The sequence below is a fragment of the Streptomyces sp. NPDC058701 genome, assembly GCF_042715295.1.
Lineage (GTDB): Bacteria > Actinomycetota > Actinomycetes > Streptomycetales > Streptomycetaceae > Streptomyces.
The window spans coordinates 1-15,547 of the sequence record NZ_JBHXSY010000011.1 but is presented as its reverse complement, the minus strand read 5'-3'; the positions used below and the strand labels follow the sequence as shown (position 1 = coordinate 15,547).

Here is a 15,547-nt window from a genome sequence, read left to right as displayed (position 1 = left end):
CCGCACTGGAGCCGGGCGGCGACCGCGCCTCCCTAGGCTCTGTCCAAAGGTACAGACCAGCGGGGAGGGGAGAAGCGTGGAGATCACCAGCGCCACACGGCCCGGACACGGCCACGGCCGTTCCGCGGAACTCGTGCTCACAGGCGGGCACTTCGCCGCTCTCCTGGACGTGGGCGGTGCGACGCCGTACGAGGGGGAGGGTGGGGGAGAGGGGCCGTCAGGGCCCGCTTCCCGGGTGTCCGGCCGCGTCGGCGGCTCCGAGGGCGGGCACGACATCGACGCCGGCAGCGCGGCCCGCGCACTCGGTGGCCGGCTCGCCGACGGTCTGCTCCGGCAGGAGCAGGTCCCGCTGTCCCTCCTGCTGCGCGAGGCCCTCCGGGACCTGCCCCTGGAGCGCCGCACCCCCGCGCGGGTCCTGGTGCCCTCCCCGCCGCCGGGTCCTCCCGGCGAGCCTCCCGCCACGGCGGTCGCCGTCGTCCGCGAGCGGGGCGACTTCCTGGACCTGCTGGTGCTGGGGGACGCGGCCGTGGTGCTCCAGTTCCCCGACCGCACCGTCAACGTCGTGAGAGGAGGCCCCCGGGCGCCGCTGGCCCATCCGCAGGCGGCCGGTCGAACCGTCGTGGGCAGCCTGGCCTCGCGCGACGTACGCCGGGTGTGCCTCCTGACGGGCGCCGCGCACGAGCTGGCCGTACGGTCGAACGCGGGCTGGCCCCGGCTCTTGGAGCGGCTGGCCGAGGCGGGCCCCGGTGCCCTGGTCGCGGGGGCGCCGTACGCCTCGGCCACGGTGGCGCTGTGCACCCCGGGCCGGGTCCGCGGCTGATCCGCCGGGCCGGCCGCCGACACGCCGCTCACCCGCCACCGACCGGGGCGGACCTCCTCCCCACCACCGCTGACGTGCCGTCGGCTCCCGCCGACCCGCGTCTCCCGCCGACGCCGACCCGCGTCTCCCCGCCGTGACCGACGGCCCCGCATCCGCAGCGATCCTCGTTGCCGCACGGGCGGTGCATGCGCACCGCGCCTTCCCCGTTGCCCGTTGCCTGTTGTCCGTTACCCCAGCCCCTGCCCGCTCCCTTCACCGAGGTGACCACGTTGTCCCAGCTCACGGTGTCCTTCTCCGGTCTGGCCGCCCGTAGCGGCCCCCTCTCCTTCGGCCACGCCAACATCGTCCGCGCCATCACCGTCGACGAGGACCCGACCCGGCTCAATCTGGCGATGGTGTTCGACGCGCCGGCCGCGTCGGACGCCGGCAGCGGACTCGACCGGGTCGCCGCACAGGTGCGCACCCTCGTGGAGCGGCACGAGGCGCTGCGCACCACCTATCCGCCGGCGACGCCGCCCGTCCAGCAGGTCGCGGGGGACGGGGAGCTCGGCGTCGAGCTCGTCGAGACCGCCGGGGACCCTCTGGAGACGGCCGAGCGCACGGCCCGGCGACTGCGCTCCCGGCCGTTCGCCCTGGCATCCGAACTGCCCTTCCGCGCCGCGGTCGTCACCGCCGACGGCGTACCCCGCCACCTGGTCTGGGTGGTCACCCACGCGGCCATGGACGTCGCCGCCTGCGAGACCCTGCACGCCGAGTGGACCGCGCTCTCGGCGGGCCGGGCGCTGCCTCCGGAGGGCATGCAGCCCATCGACGTCGTCGCCCTGGAACAGAGCCCCACCATCTCCCGCCTCGGCGCGGGTGCCGTGCGCTACTGGCGTGCCCAGCTGGAACGCGTACCGCAGGCGATGTTCACCACGCCGCACGACGCACCCGCCAAGACCTCCTGGCTGCACGCCGGGCTCGCGATCCGCTCCAGCACCGTTCCCGACCACCTGCGGGCCGTCGCCGAGCGGACCGGGTCCAGCCCCTCCGCCGTGGCGCTCGCGGCGCTCGTCACCCTGATCGCGCACCGCACGGGCCACCGCACCGTCGTCACCACTTCCCTGTCCGGCAACCGGGTGGTGCGCGCTCTGCGCGGCTTCTTCGGCTCGCTGGCGCAGGACGCGCTGCTGCCCGTCGCCTTCGCCGGGACGCGGGACGAGACCGCAGGCGCGGTCACCGGTACGGACACGGACACGGACGCCGGCGACGGCGCGGGCTCGGGCGCCGCCGCAGCGGGCTCAGACGCGCTGGAGAGCTTCGACGCCGTGGTGCGCCGGGTCCGTTCCGCCGCCCTGCCCGCCTACCGCAGCAGCTGGTTCGACCCCACCGCCGTCTGGCAGGTGATCAACGGCGTCAGCGGTCAGCGCGGCATCTCCTTCGCCCGTGACCTCGTCTTCAACGACATGAGCGCCCTGGCCACCGCGGCGGGCTCCCCCGACCAGTCCGCCCTCGGCCGGCTCCCCGCCGTGTGGATCCCCGGCCACCAGCCCCCGCCGGAGGAGGATCCCGAACTGGGCGGCTCCCTCACCTGGCTGCCCGCCGAGGACATCCCCTGCCGGTTCTTCGCCTGCCTCTACCGGATGGACGAGGAGTTCGAGCTCACCCTCTGGGTCGACCCGCAGACCCTCGACAAGGACGAAGCCGAGGAGTTCGGACGCGGCCTGCTCCACCTGCTGCGGTCCGCCGCCGAAAGGGACGTGCCGCTGACCGACGTGCCCACCCTCGGCGGACCCGCTCCCGTCGCCCGCGGCGAGGGCTGGCTGCTCAGCGACCACTCCTGGATCGAGACCGCCGCCGTACGGGCCCTGATGGCCGAGGTGATGGGCGACGCCCCCCACCTGGTCGTCGCCGAACCCGACGAGGAACTGGGGCACCGCCTCGTGTGCCACCTCACCGTCCCGGCCAGCCCCGAAGCCGTCCACGAGCGCACCCTGCTCGCCCTGCCGGGCCGGGTCACCGCTCTGGCGCCGCACCACTACGTCGTCCACCCGGTCGCCCCCGAGTCCGGCCGGGACGACCCCGCCGCCTGGGCCGCCCTGCCCGTCACCGCCGCATCCTCCGGCCGCCCCCAAGGACGTGACCACGCGTGAGCACCGAGACGGACTTCCGCGCCGACGACACCCCCGGCGTCCCGCCCACCGGGCATGCAGCCGGCCCGAAGGCCGCGGCACCGCTGTGGACCGCCAACTTCCGCCTCTACTTCGGAGCCCGTACCAGCTCCCTGCTCGGCGACGCGATGCTTCCCGTCGCCCTCTCCGTCGGACTGCTCGACGCCGGATACGGCACCGCCGGAGTGGGCTACGCCCTCGGCGCCTGGATGGGCGCCCTCGCCCTGTGCATGCTCTTCGGCGGGGTCCTGGCCGACCGGTTCACGCCGCGCCGCATGATGGTCCTCGCGGACCTGGCACGGCTGGCGTTCCAGTCCGCCATGGCCCTCATGTTCCTGACCGGGCACACCTCTCTCTGGGCGATCGTCCTGCTGCAGGCCCTCAGCGGCGCCGCGACCGCCCTCTTCCAGCCCGGCGTGGCCAGCATGGTCCCCCAGGTCTCGACCGACGTCCAGCGCGCCAACGGGGTGCTGCGCATCGCCGAATCGAGCGCGGGCGTCCTCGGCCCGGCCCTGGCCGGCGTACTCGTCGGCTTCTCCGGCGCCGGCGTGGTCTTCGTCATCTACGCCGCCACCTACGCCGTCAGCGCGGGCTGCCTCTTCGGGCTCCGCATCGCCACGGCCGAACCGGCCGGAGGCGACTCCTTCCTGCGCCAGCTCGCCACCGGCTGGCACGAGTTCCGCGCCCGTACCTGGCTGTGGGGGGTCATCACCACCTTCCTCCTCTACGGATGCTTCGTGGCCGGGCTCTCACTGCCGGTCGGCGCGGACCTGGTCGTCGGTGAACTCGGCTCCACCGGGCTCGGCATCGGCATGGCGGCCCTCGGCGCGGGCGGTGTGATCGGCGGGCTGGTGGCGATCAAGGTCCGCCCGTCCCGGCCTCTGGCCGTCGGCTCCGTCGGCTGGGCCCTGTTCGCCCTGTTCCCCGTCGTCACGGCGATGCGCCCGGGGATCGTCCTGCTCTGCCTCGTCTGGGGGGTGGCCGGAGTCGGCCTGGCCCTGTGGTCCGTCATCTGGGCCACCACGGTGCAGACCCAGATCCCCGCCGAACTGCTGAACCGCGTCTACGCCTACGACGTGGCCGGGTCCCTCGTCTCGATGGCCCTGGGCCGCTCCCTGGCCGGTCCGCTCTCCTCCCTCACCGGCCAGCGGCCGCTGATGGTGTTCGCCACCCTGCTCGGCCTGCTCTGCAGCGGACTGCTGCTCGCCGTACCCGCCATCCGGCGGCTGCGTGCCGTACCGACCGGCACGCCGGCCGCCGAGGACAGCACGAGGAGTTGATGAACATGGACACCACCGCCGCTCGGAGCCTGCTCGTCGAGCCCGGACCGGACGGCCGCGTGGACGAGTTCGCCGTCCAGGTCTACGAGCACGCGCTCGGCCGCGGGGCCGTCACCCCCGAGGCCCTGGTCCGTGAACTGGACGCGTCCCGGCGCCGTGTGGACGAGGCCGTCGGCGTGCTGCGCGGGCTCCGGCTGGTCAAGGACGCGGCCGGCACGCGGGGTGAGCTCGTCGCGGTCGACACCGAGGCCGCCCAGGTCGAGCTGCTGGTCCCGTTGGAGCAGGCCATCCACGACAACCGTCGCCAGCTGGCGGGTGTCAAAGGCCAACTCCAGTCCTTCATGGAGGCGTTCAACAGCAATCGCCGTGACCGGCCACGGGGCGAGAGCGTGGTGGTCACCGACGATCCGGAGGAGATCCGGCTGCGACTGATCGACGCCGCACGGCAGTGCACCGGCGAGATCCTGCTGATGCAGCCCTGCGCGGCCCAGGAACCCACCGAGCTGCGGCACGCCCACCCCGTGATCATGGAAGCGCTGCGCCGCGGGGTACGCGCCCGGGCGCTCTACCCCCACACGGCGCGCGGGGACGCCGCCACCCGGGCCCGGGTGGGAGCCCTGACCGAGGCGGGCGGCGAGGTGCGCACCTCGAGGGAGATCCACGGACGCTTCCTCGCCTTCGACCGCAAGGTGGCGTTCGTGCCCGCCGACAGTGAGGCGGGGGTCGCGATCGTCTACGAGCCCAGCGTCGCCACGTACCTGGGCAGCATCCACGACCTGGTGTGGCAGTCGGCGTTCCGTCTCGAGCCCGGCACCGTCGGCTACGCCGAGACCCTCGGCGACCTGCGGTCCACCATCCTGGAGCTGTTGGCCTCCGGCATCAAGGACGAGGTCGTCGCCCGCCGGATCGGCATGTCCGACCGCTCCTTCCGCCGTCACGTCGCCGCCATCATGCAGGACCTCGCCGCGGACAGCCGCTTCCAGGCGGGGGTCAGGGCCGCCCAGGCCGGACTGGTGGGCGCCGCCCAGGAGCGGCGGGAGCGGGAGGAACAGCGTCCGCACTCCCTGCTCACGATGGAGAAGCCCGCATGAGCCGCTACGCCCAGCTCGCCTACACGCCCCGGGTCCGCGCGGTCCAGCACGAGATGGGCAGCGGCCACGCGGCGGGGCGCCGGCTCGCCGTCCCGGCGGAAGGCCCCGACCCGTTGACCGGGAACGAGGCCGCCTTCATCACCGGCCTGGACGGCTTCCTCATCGCCACCGCGGGCGAAACCGGATGGCCCTACGTCCAGTTCCGCGGGGGCCCGCCCGGTTTCGTCCACGTCCTGGACGCGACGACGATCGGTTTCGCCGACGTCGGCGGCAACCGCCAGTACATCACCACCGGCAACCTGCGCGGCAGTGCCAAGGCGGCCCTGTTCTTCATCGACCACGCGCGCCGCACCCGGCTCAAGCTCTACGGCCACGCGTTCGCGGTCCCCGTGGACCAGGCCCCCGAGAAGCACGTCCGGCAGGTCTCCTCGACCCGTACGGAAGGCCGGGTGGAGCGGCTCGTCACCGTGGAGGTCGAGGGGTGGGACTGGAACTGCCCGCGCCACATCACCCCGCGCTTCAGCGAGTCGGAGCTGGCCGCGGCACTCTCCCCGGTCCGGGCCCGCCTCGCGGACCTGGAGGAGGAGAACACGGCCCTGAGGGCCGAACTCGCCGCGCTGCGCGGTGAGTGAGCACGTGCGGGGGCCCGCCGGGAGTCGTCCCGGCGGGCCCCCGCACGTACGCGACTGCTGCCGCGGCCGCGCCCGCAGCCGTTGCCGTGGCCTTGGCCTTGGCTTTGACCGCGGTCGAGTTCGGGCTGCGGCTCAGGGTGTCCGGCGCTGGGCCAGGAGCCATGCGTAGACCTCGGGGTTGTCGTAGGTTCGCGTCCACGAGTCGTGGCCCACCCCCGGATAACGGGTGTAGCGGACGTCGTTGCCGCGCTCGCGCAGCGCGGCGACGACCTTGTCGGTGTGGGCGACCGGGATGTTGAGGTCGTCCTCGCCGTGGAAGGCCCACACGGGCAGGTCGCCGATCCGGTCGGCGGCCTCGGGCATCCACGACCCGCAGATCGGGACGGCGGCCGCGAAGCGCTCGGGGTAGCGGGCGGTGATCGCCCAGGTCCCGGCCCCGCCCATGCTCAGTCCGGTGACGTAGGTGCGGTCCGGGTCCGTGCGGTACCGCACGGAGACCTCTTCGAGGAGCGCGTGCACGCCGCTGATCTCCGGGGCCCAGGTGCTGTATGCCGGGCACTGCGGCGCCACCACGACGAACGGCAGCTCGGCGCCCTGCGCCAGCTGCTTGACCGGCCCGTGCGCGACGAGGTCCATGGGGTCGTCGCCGCGCTCGGAGGCGCCGTGCAGGAACAGCAGCAACGGCCACTTCGCGGCCTCGTCCTCGCGGTAGCCGGACGGCAGGTGCAGCAGGTACGGGAGGCTGTTCCCGGCGTCGTCGACTTTGAATACGTGGGACTGCAGAACTGTGGTCACACACACCTGCCTCGAATGGTGGGGCGAAATTTCAGGCCTCAGTATCTCGCCCCCCACTCGCCCTGTCAATGAAACCGATGGACCTTCGGATTCATTCAGTCGAATTCTTCCGCGTCGGCGTCCGTAAAACTTCCCCTACCGGCGACCTTGCATGCTGGTCACGCCATAAGTGCAGTTCAGTGTAGGTATCTCGGTCCGTCGAGGGGGTCTCGCGGCTGTAGCCCCGCTATGGCCGACCCCATACCCGCCCGGACTAGAATTCCTCGTAAATTACCGCCCGTCGAATTGTGCACGCGTCGCGATAATCGCGCTGCCCGCATTGGTCGGCACACGCATCCATCTGCTGAGGGTGAACGAATTGGAAACACGATCCGGCAGTCCCTTCGGAGTCGACGCCCGCGCCGGCCTGGACGTCGTCGTCTTCGACGGCGGCCTCGGCGACCGGTACGTCGTCGAGGCCGAGGCCCGCTACCGCGCGGCCTTCCCCGAGGCGGAGGTCACGCACACCGCCGTCCCCGACATCCGGGCCGCACTCCAGCCCCGCTTCGACGCGGGCACGCCGCCTGACCTCCTGGACAACACGGGTCCCGAATCCCTGCCGACGGCCGCGCTCGCCGCGTCCGGGGCCCTGACCGACCTGCGGCCCCTGCTCGCCGCGCCCTCCGCCGACGACCCGGCCCTCACGGTCGGGGAGACGCTGATCGACGGCGTCGCACAGAAGGGCCGGTTCGGCGGCGAGGAGGTGTGGGCCCTGAACTACGCCTACTCCGCCTTCGGCCTCTGGTACTCGGAAGAACTCCTGGAACGGCACGGCTGGAGTATTCCGCGCACCTGGGACGAGATGCTGGCGCTGTGCGCGGCCGCCGCGAAGGAGGGCATCGCCGGCTGGACCTACCCGGGCCGGTACCCCTTCTACCTCCAGTGGACCCTGTACCCCTTCATCGCGAAGATCGGCGGCCCCGACGTACTGAAGTCCATCGAGAACCTGGAGCCGCAGGCCTGGCGTCAGCCGGCCGTCCGGCAGGCCTTCGAGGCCTACCACGAACTCACCGCGAAGGGCTACGTCCTGCCCGGCACGCCCGAGCTCGACCACACCGCGTCGCAGACCGCGTGGACGGAGGGCAAGGCACTGTTCATCCCCAACGGCACCTGGGTGGAGAAGGAGGCGGCGGCAACGACCCCGCCGGGCTTCCGCATGGCGGTGACCCCGCCCCCGGGCCTCGACTCCGGCGACGCGATGCCCTTCGAGACCATCTGGGCCCAGGTCGGCGAGGCCTACGTCGTCCCACGGAACGCGGCCAACCCCGGGGGCGGCATGGAACTCCTGCGTCTGATGCTGACCCGGGAGTCCGCCCGCGACTTCTCCCGTACCTCGTCCTCCCTGACCACGGTCCGCGGCGCGGCCGAGGGCGTGGACCTCCCGCCCGGGCTCGCGTCGGCGAGTGCCATGGCCGCGGCGGCCGGCTCCCACACCGTCGCGCCGCGCACCGACTGGTACCAGACCCTCAACCGCGAGGTGATCGCGGGACTGATCGGCGAGATGATGGCCGGCCGCCTCGCTCCGGCGGAGACCCTCACCCGGATCCAGCGGGCCGCCGACGCCACCGCTCAGGACCCCACGGTCCCCAAGTACCGCCACCCCTGACCCTCTTCACCTTCACAGTCAGTCGCGCCTTCTCTGAAGACGAGGCAGAGGCTGACGCAGACCACCGTCATCAGCACGATCGCGTTCACGGAGCTGAAGCACCCGGGCAGCGCCCGGCACCAGTGGGCATTGGCCACCCACCCCAAGGCCATGGCTGCCGGTGCGACGGTCGCCGCCGCCATGGTCCTGATCGGCGGTGCGTGCTTCGGCCGGGCGGCGGCGGCCTGGGCGCTGCTCATCGGGGCACTCGCCGCCTTCCTTGCCGGCCGCCATCCACCCGCCGCATCCTCCGCGGTGCCGAGCAAGGAGCAGCCCGTGTCCGAGCGACAGGTCGCCTGGGCTATGGTCGGCATCGGCGCGCCTGTGACCTCGGCCGGGGTGGCGATGTACTTCCTGCCGGGCCCTGGATCTCCCGTGCTCGCCATCGGTCTGGCCCTGCTCGTCACCGGCCTGCTCATGGCCGCATCTGCCCGCCGACAGCACCGACAGGACTATGCCGATGATCTGGCAGTGGATCGGATTGACGATCTTCTCTCTCACTCTGCTGCCCGCTGGGCTGGCGATGGCCGCGGGCCGGGCACCGGCCCGTGTGCGGGCCCGGCTCGCGCCGGTACGGGCTCACGGCTGGGCGCTCCTGGCGCTCTACGCCGTAGCGCCCCTGAATGCGATCCCGCGCCTGTCCGGGGCCTCCCCGGAGATGAGCCTGGCCCTGACTGCGACCGGCGGGATCGTCGCGGTGGCCGGATGCCTGCTGGCCGGCCTGGCCCGCCTCGGCACCCTCAACAGCGGCGCCCGATGACACCGAAGCCGCGTCGGCGGGTTGTCGCCTGGTCCGTCATCGGATGGTGGGCGGTCCTGACCGGTCTGGTGTGGCTTGCCGGCACTGCTCTCGGGTACCCCGCATCACTTGCCGGGCGCGCCGCGTCCGCCGCTGTCCTGGTCGCGGTCGGTGAGGCCGGTGACGGGATTCGCAGGCGGTGGACGGCTCGGTCGGGCGGTCGGACACCGCGCTAGCGGCACGGAACGCTGTCCGCCGCGCAGGGCGCAGGGCGGCAGGGAAGGACCCGTTCGGCGCTCAGCTCAGGAAGAGGCTGCTCGCACGTCCGCGACGTGACGGCCTTCGGTTCTGACCAGCGCTCGACGGCGTGCCATACCGACGGCTGGCGTGCGGGTCCAGGGCCGCCGTACCGAAGGCCGCCCAGGCGAAGGCGGCGCTCACCGGCTGCGGCCCTGGGTGGATCCGTACGCGGCGGCGCTCGTCCAGCGGCGCGTACCCGCGCCGGGACAGCGCCTCCGGCACGGCAACGTCAGCCGATTCGCCCCGAATTGATCTACGGCCGGGGTGGCCGAGCAGAAAGTAGCGAGGTGGGGATCGTCCGCCCGGCCCGGCATTCTGTGGCGGTGTCTCCGATCTCAACGCAACCGCAACAGCCGGAATCCGCCCGGCGGATGATCGTGTGCGGCGACGACGGACTGGCCCGTCGGCTCGCCGCCGAACTGCAGGAGGTGTACGAGGAGCGGGTCACCCTGGTGATGCCGGCCGCCCGTGCCGCACAGCCGAGCGTGACGCGGGGCCAAGGGGGCGGCGGACGCGGTCTGTTCGGGCGCGTGCCGGGGATGCGGTCACGTACGCCGTCCGGGGATCAGTCGGCCCTGCGCGAGCTGCGGGTCCTGGAGGCGGCTGAGCCGGACGAGGAGGTGCTGGCCGCCGCGGGGGTGGCCGGGGCCGCCGCGCTGGCGCTGGTCTACGAGGAAGACGACACCAACGTGGGCGCGGCCCTGGTGGCCCGGCGCCTCAACCCCCGTCTGCGGCTGGTGATCCGGCTCTACAACCGCAAGCTCGGCCAGCACCTGGAGGAACTCCTCGACCAGGCGGCGATCGTCGCCGAGCCGGGGATCGACCTGCGGGAGCTGGACTCCTCGACGACGGTCCTCTCGGACGCCGACACGGCCGCCCCGGCGCTGGCGGCCAGCGCGGTGGCCGGCACCAGCAAGGTCGTCCAGGCGGACGGCCTGCTGCTGCGTGCCGTGGAGCGTACGCCTCCGGGACGGGGAGAGGCCGCCGACGCAGGGCTGTGCACCCTGGCACTCCTGTCGGCCACGTCCACCGACCCGGCCGGCGGCGAAGCGTCGGAACTGAGCGGGGACCGGGGCCCGCACCTCCTGCCCGACGACCGGGCGGTTGCGGCCGCCACCGGGCGGGGCATCGTCGCCCTGGAGGCGGTCTCCCACGCCGGTCCCGCGCCTTCCGGCGGGCGGCTTTCCGCCGCCTCGCTGCCCATGGCCTCCCTGTTCTCGCGACGGCTGCGCTGGTCACTGGCCGGGCTCGTGGCGGCCGTGGCCGCGCTCGCGGTGGCGTCCTGGGTGACCACGGGCGAGCATCCGCTGCACGCCGCGTACATCACCCTCCTCGACATCTTCGCGATCAACGACCCGGCCGTGGGTGAGCCGACCGAGCGGCAGGTGCTGCAGATCCTGGCCGGGCTCGTCGGCCTGCTCCTGCTCCCGGTCCTGGTCGCGGCGGCACTGGAGGCCCTGGGCGCGTTCCGGACGGCGACCGTCCTACGCCGCCCGCCCCGTGGACTGTCCGGACACGTCGTGCTGCTGGGCCTGGGCAAGATCGGTGCCCGGGTGCTGGCGCGGCTGCGGGAGCTGGACATCCCGGTGGTGTGCGTGGAGTCGGACCCGGAGGCCCGCGGTCTGGCCCTGGCCCGGCGCCTGCGCGTGCCGGTGGTGCTCGGCGATGTCACCGAGGAGGGCGTACTGGAGGCCGCCCGCGTCCACCGCGCGCACGGCCTGCTCGCACTGACCAGTGTCGACACCACGAACCTCGAAGCCGCCCTGTACGCCCGGGCCGTCAAGCCCGATCTACGGGTGGTGATGCGCCTGTACGACGACGGCTTCGCCGACGCCGTCCACCGCACCCTGCGCGTCGCCCACCCGACCGCCCTCACCCGCAGCCGAAGCGTCACCCACCTCGCCGCACCCGCCTTCGCCGGAGCGATGATGGGCCGCCAGATCCTCGGCGCCATACCGGTGGAGCGCCGTGTCCTGGTGTTCGCCGCCCTCGACGTTGCCGGGCACCCGCAGCTGGAGGGGCGCACGATCACCGAGTCCTTCCGCCCAGGCTCCTGGCGGGTGATCGCCCTGGACACGTCGCTGCCGCAAGATCGGCGCCCCGACCTCGCCACCGCGGCCGGCGACGGACCCGTACGAGGCCCCGGACTGGTGTGGAACCTGCACCCCGGCTACGTACTCCGGGGCGAGGACCGCGTCGTCGTCGCCGCCACTCGCCGCGGTCTGGCCGAGCTGCTCGGGCGGAGGGCGACGCGTACGCCCCAGCCCTGAACCCCGCCTGGAGAACCATCTCTCCGAGAGCGGGCATGGACAACTTGCGGGCGTCGCTCGCCTCCCGCACCCGGCCGAGTCTGGTGCCGGCATGCCATGTCTGACACGAACCGGCCTTGAGCCTGTCCGGGACGCGAGTGCTCCCGGCAGCGAGGCGGGCGTTGGGGGAGGGGCAGCGGGCGAGGCACGTACTTGTACGATGGCGGCGCTTCGCGGCCCGGACGGTCAGCGGGGCGGCATGGGGATGCGCCGCAGGGTCGGCGGCGGGCTTGATAAGGGGTGCTGAACGGGAGCCTGACTCGTTGCGGAGGTCGCGAGGCACCGACTGCCCTCCGTTCCTCCACCGATCCCCCAGCGCTTGCCCACGCATCAAAAGGCCTGGTCAGGGCGTGTTAGGGGCAAGGCGAGAAGATCAGTCGCATCTATTCCCCCCATCCGCCTCGGCGATGCCCCAGTCGCCCTCCCCGGCACTCTCGGGGGAATGGCCCTGCAGCAGGTCGCGGTCCAACGCAGCCACGCCGTCCTCGCCCGGACGGCTTCTCCCTGGCTCTTGCCCGGCGGGCAGCCCGGACGCCCGATCAGCACCTGGGCCATGGGCGAACGCCTCCGTAAACTCGGCATCCGCCCCGCCGAGACCCGCTCCACCGCCCTGTTCCAGCTCGCCCCCGAACTGCCGGCCGCGATCCTCGCTCGCACCCTGGGCATCCACATCACCGTCGCCGTCAAATGGCAGCGGGCCGCCGCCGGCGACTGGGCCGCCTACGCCGCCGACGTCAGCCGCCGATCGGGACAGGCCGGCACCGCAGGTTCCCCGATCACCAGTTGCACGACGCCAAAGGAGAGCTTCGATGAGGAGTGAGCCGGTCACCGAGGAGTCGATCGCCGAGGCACGGACATTGGCTCGCGAGGAGCCCAGCACCGGACTGCCGACTCTGGCCCGCCGCCTGCTGGAGTTCGGATGGCGAATCGACCGCGAGCGACCATCTGCACGCATCCCCTACTTCGAGGAGGCCGGAGCGATCTATCGAGGCCTCCTCACCAGCAGCTCCGACGAACACCTCGCAGCCGCAGCGCATGCGATCTCCTCGCTGGGCCTGCAGTACTCCCTTGCGCATGCCGATGATCTTTCCCTGGCTGCAAAGACCGAGGCAGCGGCACTTGCCCAGCAGTTGAACCGTCACCGCGATGACGGAAAGAAGGAGATCAAAATCCTCGGCGCCTTCGCGCACGGCCTTGCCGAGGCCGGCCAGTTCGAGCGGGCCGTGACCGCTCAACGCGAGGTCGTCGACATCTACCACGCAACCGAGGGCTCGGCGGGCTACCCCTCACCCGACGGTGTCGTGTGGTCGCTCCTCGATCTGACGATCTACCTCGATCTAGCCGAACGGGCCGATGCGAGCCTGGAGATTGAACGTGAGGCCATCCAGCTCAAACGCCGCATGGCCGAGGCCGAACCACGCTGTCTGCCCGGACTGGCGATCTGGCTCGCGGGGGTCTCGCCCCGGTTCGCCGACGCAGGGCATCCGCAGGAAGCCAGAGAACTCCTGGCCGAGGCCATCGCCACCTGCGACCACCTGCCGCCCCAAGGCGATCGCGGGAACTTCGGATTCCATCAGGCCGTCCAAGCCGCGTTGTTCGCCAGGTCCGGCGCCCGGGACGAGCGGACCACCGACGGCCAGACAGTCCCGATCGGCGTCAGCCCAGATCACCAGGCACTCCAGCCAGTACTCGGCGTGAGCTTCCACTGGTGGTCCTTCAGCGTCCGGCAGACCTACCGCGCGGGACGCGATGCCATCGACGACGCGATCTCCAGGACAGGAGACCGGTCTGCACTCGATCCCACACAGTTGGCCGAGCTCGGGACCCTCCTGCGCCGCCGCAACATCCGCCAATCGGTCGCCTTCAACTGCCTCCCGCAGCATTTCATAGAGAAGGTCATTCCGGCCCTGGGTGAAAGCGTCGCCCTCGAACGCCACCTTGCCACCGTCCGTCCAAACAGCGGCCCTCAACGCTTGACGCGATCGCTGACTGACCAAGCAATCGGGCATCTGGTCACCGGCGCGAACTCGACGGCAGGTGAGATGCTCCGTGAAGCACGCGACCTACCCGCTGCTGCCGAGAGCGGCTCACACTGACCCGCTTCGGGGACGAGCGGGGCCAGACATTCGGACTTTTCCAGTATGCGACTCCACCATTAACGGTCTTCGCCGAGGACATCGTCCAGCCCTACCAGCCGTTCCTGAACCACCGACGAGCCGCGCGTCCCGAAGGCGAGTACGTCGACGTCACGCCTGAGGAGTGGGCGGAGTTCGAAGAGCACTTCGACAAGCGCAAAGTCGAGCTCGGCAACTGCGGTCGCCCATACGGATCACCCTGCCAGCATGAACACGCCTGCATCCGATGCCCCATGCTGCAGGTCAACCCCATGATGCTGCCGCGGCTCGCCGAGATCGAGAAGGACCTGGTCCTCCGCCGCAAACGCGCCGAGGACGAGCAGTGGCCCGGCGAGATCGAAGGTATCGACATCACCCTGACCTTCGTCCGTACCAAGCAAGCCGACGCCGCACGCCTCAGCCGGCGGTCACCCGTTGTCCTCGGCATTCCAACCACTCGCCATCCTTCGGGCTGAGACCCTGACGATCAGAGATCCGGACGAATCGGAAGTGGACACCCGCCTAGGCCGGGTATGGCGTTCCTGTGCGCTGCGCGGTCCTACTGTGAGAACGCGTAGGTCCGGACGGGGTCGAGGTGTAGTTCGTGGGGACCGAAGCAGTCGGCCGCCAGGGTCGCGACCGGAGCACCGCAGGGGCAGGCCCGGTTGAGCCCCTTGTCGCCTGTCGGCCCGCAGCACCCCATGCTGTTTTCCCAGTTGGGCAGGGGCTGAAGGCCGGCGTCGTCGGGGTGCACCAGCACTGTCTGTCGGCTGCCCGCCGAGATGACGAAGCCTTCCTCCCCGAGGACCATGAGGCCACGCGACTGAGCCGGCTTCGGGTCCTCCTGATCGTCCTGCACAACGTAGGGATGTCCCCACGGCTCGAGACCGATCGCATAGCGGCCCCGCGGAATGGTGGAAGGTGCCCGCCTTGTCTCCTTGTTTCCATCGCGCTCGTCGTAGGAGACGTCAGGGATGGTGGCCAGCACGGTTAGCTCAGGCGTGATCGCGGTGCCGCACTTGGAACAGAGGAAGACGGTCATCTCCCCTTTCCAGTCCTCCGAGCTGCCGTTTCGCATCCTCGTTTCGCTGCCACAGAGCCGATGCGCGCGACGACGCTACGGACGTCGGACCGAGGCGGACGGTGGGGTGCCGGGCTGCGAAGCGCGACTGGTTGCAGAGAAGCCTTCGACGACGTCATCGGTACGGGGGTCCGCGCCCGGCCGCCCGCTACCCCGGCGCCGTCCGCTTCCTGGACGGCGTCACGGCACGGTGAACCAGCAGATGTCACCGGAGTCGGGCAACCGGGAATGCGCAGCTACCTCTGCCGCGATGCGCGCCAGGCCCTCGGCCTTGTCCGATTTCCACGGCAGGAAGGGATTCCGTTCCGACTCCGTCAGGTCCTGGCCTATGCCCGGGGTGTGCCGTCCCAGCGCCATGTGGTGAGACGGGGGTGTCCGGGTAGTTCGGCGCGTCCTGTGGCCCACAAGAGGATGGGCCAGGGATCCGTGGACGACGGTGCGTCCGGAAACAGCCGAGCGAGTACCCGAGAGCACAGATCGACAGGCGGGCTCCATGCGAGACCGAGCCCTTGTGTCAGGTCGTGCGTATGCACCAGGGTCTCCACGATGCCC

13 protein-coding genes and 1 pseudogene are annotated in these 15,547 nt (G+C 71.8%); 11 read left to right on the top strand and 3 right to left on the bottom strand.

Annotation, left to right across the window (positions count from 1 at the left end):
* The first annotated feature begins 76 nt into the window (after nucleotides 1-76).
* From ACFWW8_RS14475 to ACFWW8_RS14455, 5 genes are all read left to right on the top strand, one after another.
* Nucleotides 77-820 carry a hypothetical protein gene (locus tag ACFWW8_RS14475; RefSeq protein ID WP_386528170.1) on the top strand — a complete coding sequence of 248 codons (744 nt, stop codon included), beginning with the start codon at nucleotides 77-79 and terminating at the stop codon, nucleotides 818-820.
* Between the two features lie 260 nt (nucleotides 821-1,080).
* Nucleotides 1,081-2,952: a condensation domain-containing protein gene (locus tag ACFWW8_RS14470; RefSeq protein ID WP_386528168.1), complete on the top strand. Its 1,872-nt coding sequence runs from the start codon at nucleotides 1,081-1,083 to the stop codon at nucleotides 2,950-2,952.
* Nucleotides 2,949-4,250, top strand: a complete 1,302-nt coding sequence (locus ACFWW8_RS14465) for an MFS transporter (protein WP_386528165.1) — start codon at nucleotides 2,949-2,951, stop codon at nucleotides 4,248-4,250. Before ACFWW8_RS14470 ends, ACFWW8_RS14465 begins: the two co-directional genes overlap by 4 nt.
* Before the next feature lie 5 nt (nucleotides 4,251-4,255).
* The gene (locus ACFWW8_RS14460; RefSeq protein ID WP_386528163.1) at nucleotides 4,256-5,341 is read left to right on the top strand and encodes a LuxR family transcriptional regulator; all 1,086 of its coding nucleotides are present in this window, start codon (nucleotides 4,256-4,258) and stop codon (nucleotides 5,339-5,341) included.
* Nucleotides 5,338-5,973, top strand: coding sequence for a pyridoxamine 5'-phosphate oxidase family protein (locus ACFWW8_RS14455; RefSeq protein ID WP_386528160.1), 636 nt, complete (start codon nucleotides 5,338-5,340; stop codon nucleotides 5,971-5,973). Before ACFWW8_RS14460 ends, ACFWW8_RS14455 begins: the two co-directional genes overlap by 4 nt.
* 132 nt (nucleotides 5,974-6,105) lie before the next feature.
* On the opposite strand, the gene ACFWW8_RS14450 is transcribed toward ACFWW8_RS14455, so the two are convergent.
* Nucleotides 6,106-6,768 (bottom strand): prolyl oligopeptidase family serine peptidase, encoded by a 663-nt coding sequence (locus tag ACFWW8_RS14450; protein ID WP_386528157.1) that lies wholly within the window; start codon nucleotides 6,766-6,768, stop codon nucleotides 6,106-6,108.
* A gap of 349 nt (nucleotides 6,769-7,117) precedes the next feature.
* Here ACFWW8_RS14450 and ngcE point away from each other — a divergent pair, with 349 nt between their 5' ends.
* From ngcE to ACFWW8_RS14420, 6 genes are all read left to right on the top strand, one after another.
* A complete protein-coding gene (gene ngcE, locus ACFWW8_RS14445; protein WP_386528155.1) occupies nucleotides 7,118-8,413 on the top strand; it encodes an N-acetylglucosamine/diacetylchitobiose ABC transporter substrate-binding protein in 1,296 nt (431 codons plus the stop codon).
* Nucleotides 8,414-8,912: 499 nt separating this feature from the next.
* Nucleotides 8,913-9,212 (top strand): hypothetical protein, encoded by a 300-nt coding sequence (locus ACFWW8_RS14440; RefSeq protein WP_386528152.1) that lies wholly within the window; start codon nucleotides 8,913-8,915, stop codon nucleotides 9,210-9,212.
* Between the two features lie 650 nt (nucleotides 9,213-9,862).
* Nucleotides 9,863-11,761 carry a potassium channel family protein gene (locus ACFWW8_RS14435; protein WP_386528555.1) on the top strand — a complete coding sequence of 633 codons (1,899 nt, stop codon included), beginning with the start codon at nucleotides 9,863-9,865 and terminating at the stop codon, nucleotides 11,759-11,761.
* Nucleotides 11,762-12,242: 481 nt separating this feature from the next.
* A complete protein-coding gene (locus tag ACFWW8_RS14430) occupies nucleotides 12,243-12,620 on the top strand; it encodes a hypothetical protein (RefSeq protein WP_386528149.1) in 378 nt (125 codons plus the stop codon).
* Nucleotides 12,610-13,896, top strand: coding sequence for a hypothetical protein (locus ACFWW8_RS14425; protein WP_386528146.1), 1,287 nt, complete (start codon nucleotides 12,610-12,612; stop codon nucleotides 13,894-13,896). Before ACFWW8_RS14430 ends, ACFWW8_RS14425 begins: the two co-directional genes overlap by 11 nt.
* A 272-nt stretch (nucleotides 13,897-14,168) precedes the next feature.
* Entirely contained in the window at nucleotides 14,169-14,390 is a 222-nt protein-coding gene (locus ACFWW8_RS14420) for a recombinase (RefSeq protein WP_386528143.1), read from the top strand.
* An 83-nt stretch (nucleotides 14,391-14,473) separates the two neighbouring features.
* On the opposite strand, the gene ACFWW8_RS14415 is transcribed toward ACFWW8_RS14420, so the two are convergent.
* The gene (locus tag ACFWW8_RS14415) at nucleotides 14,474-14,956 is read right to left on the bottom strand and encodes a hypothetical protein (protein ID WP_386528141.1); all 483 of its coding nucleotides are present in this window, start codon (nucleotides 14,954-14,956) and stop codon (nucleotides 14,474-14,476) included.
* 365 nt (nucleotides 14,957-15,321) lie between these two features.
* Nucleotides 15,322-15,547 (bottom strand): annotated as a pseudogene (locus ACFWW8_RS14410) (hypothetical protein); the annotation flags it as partial.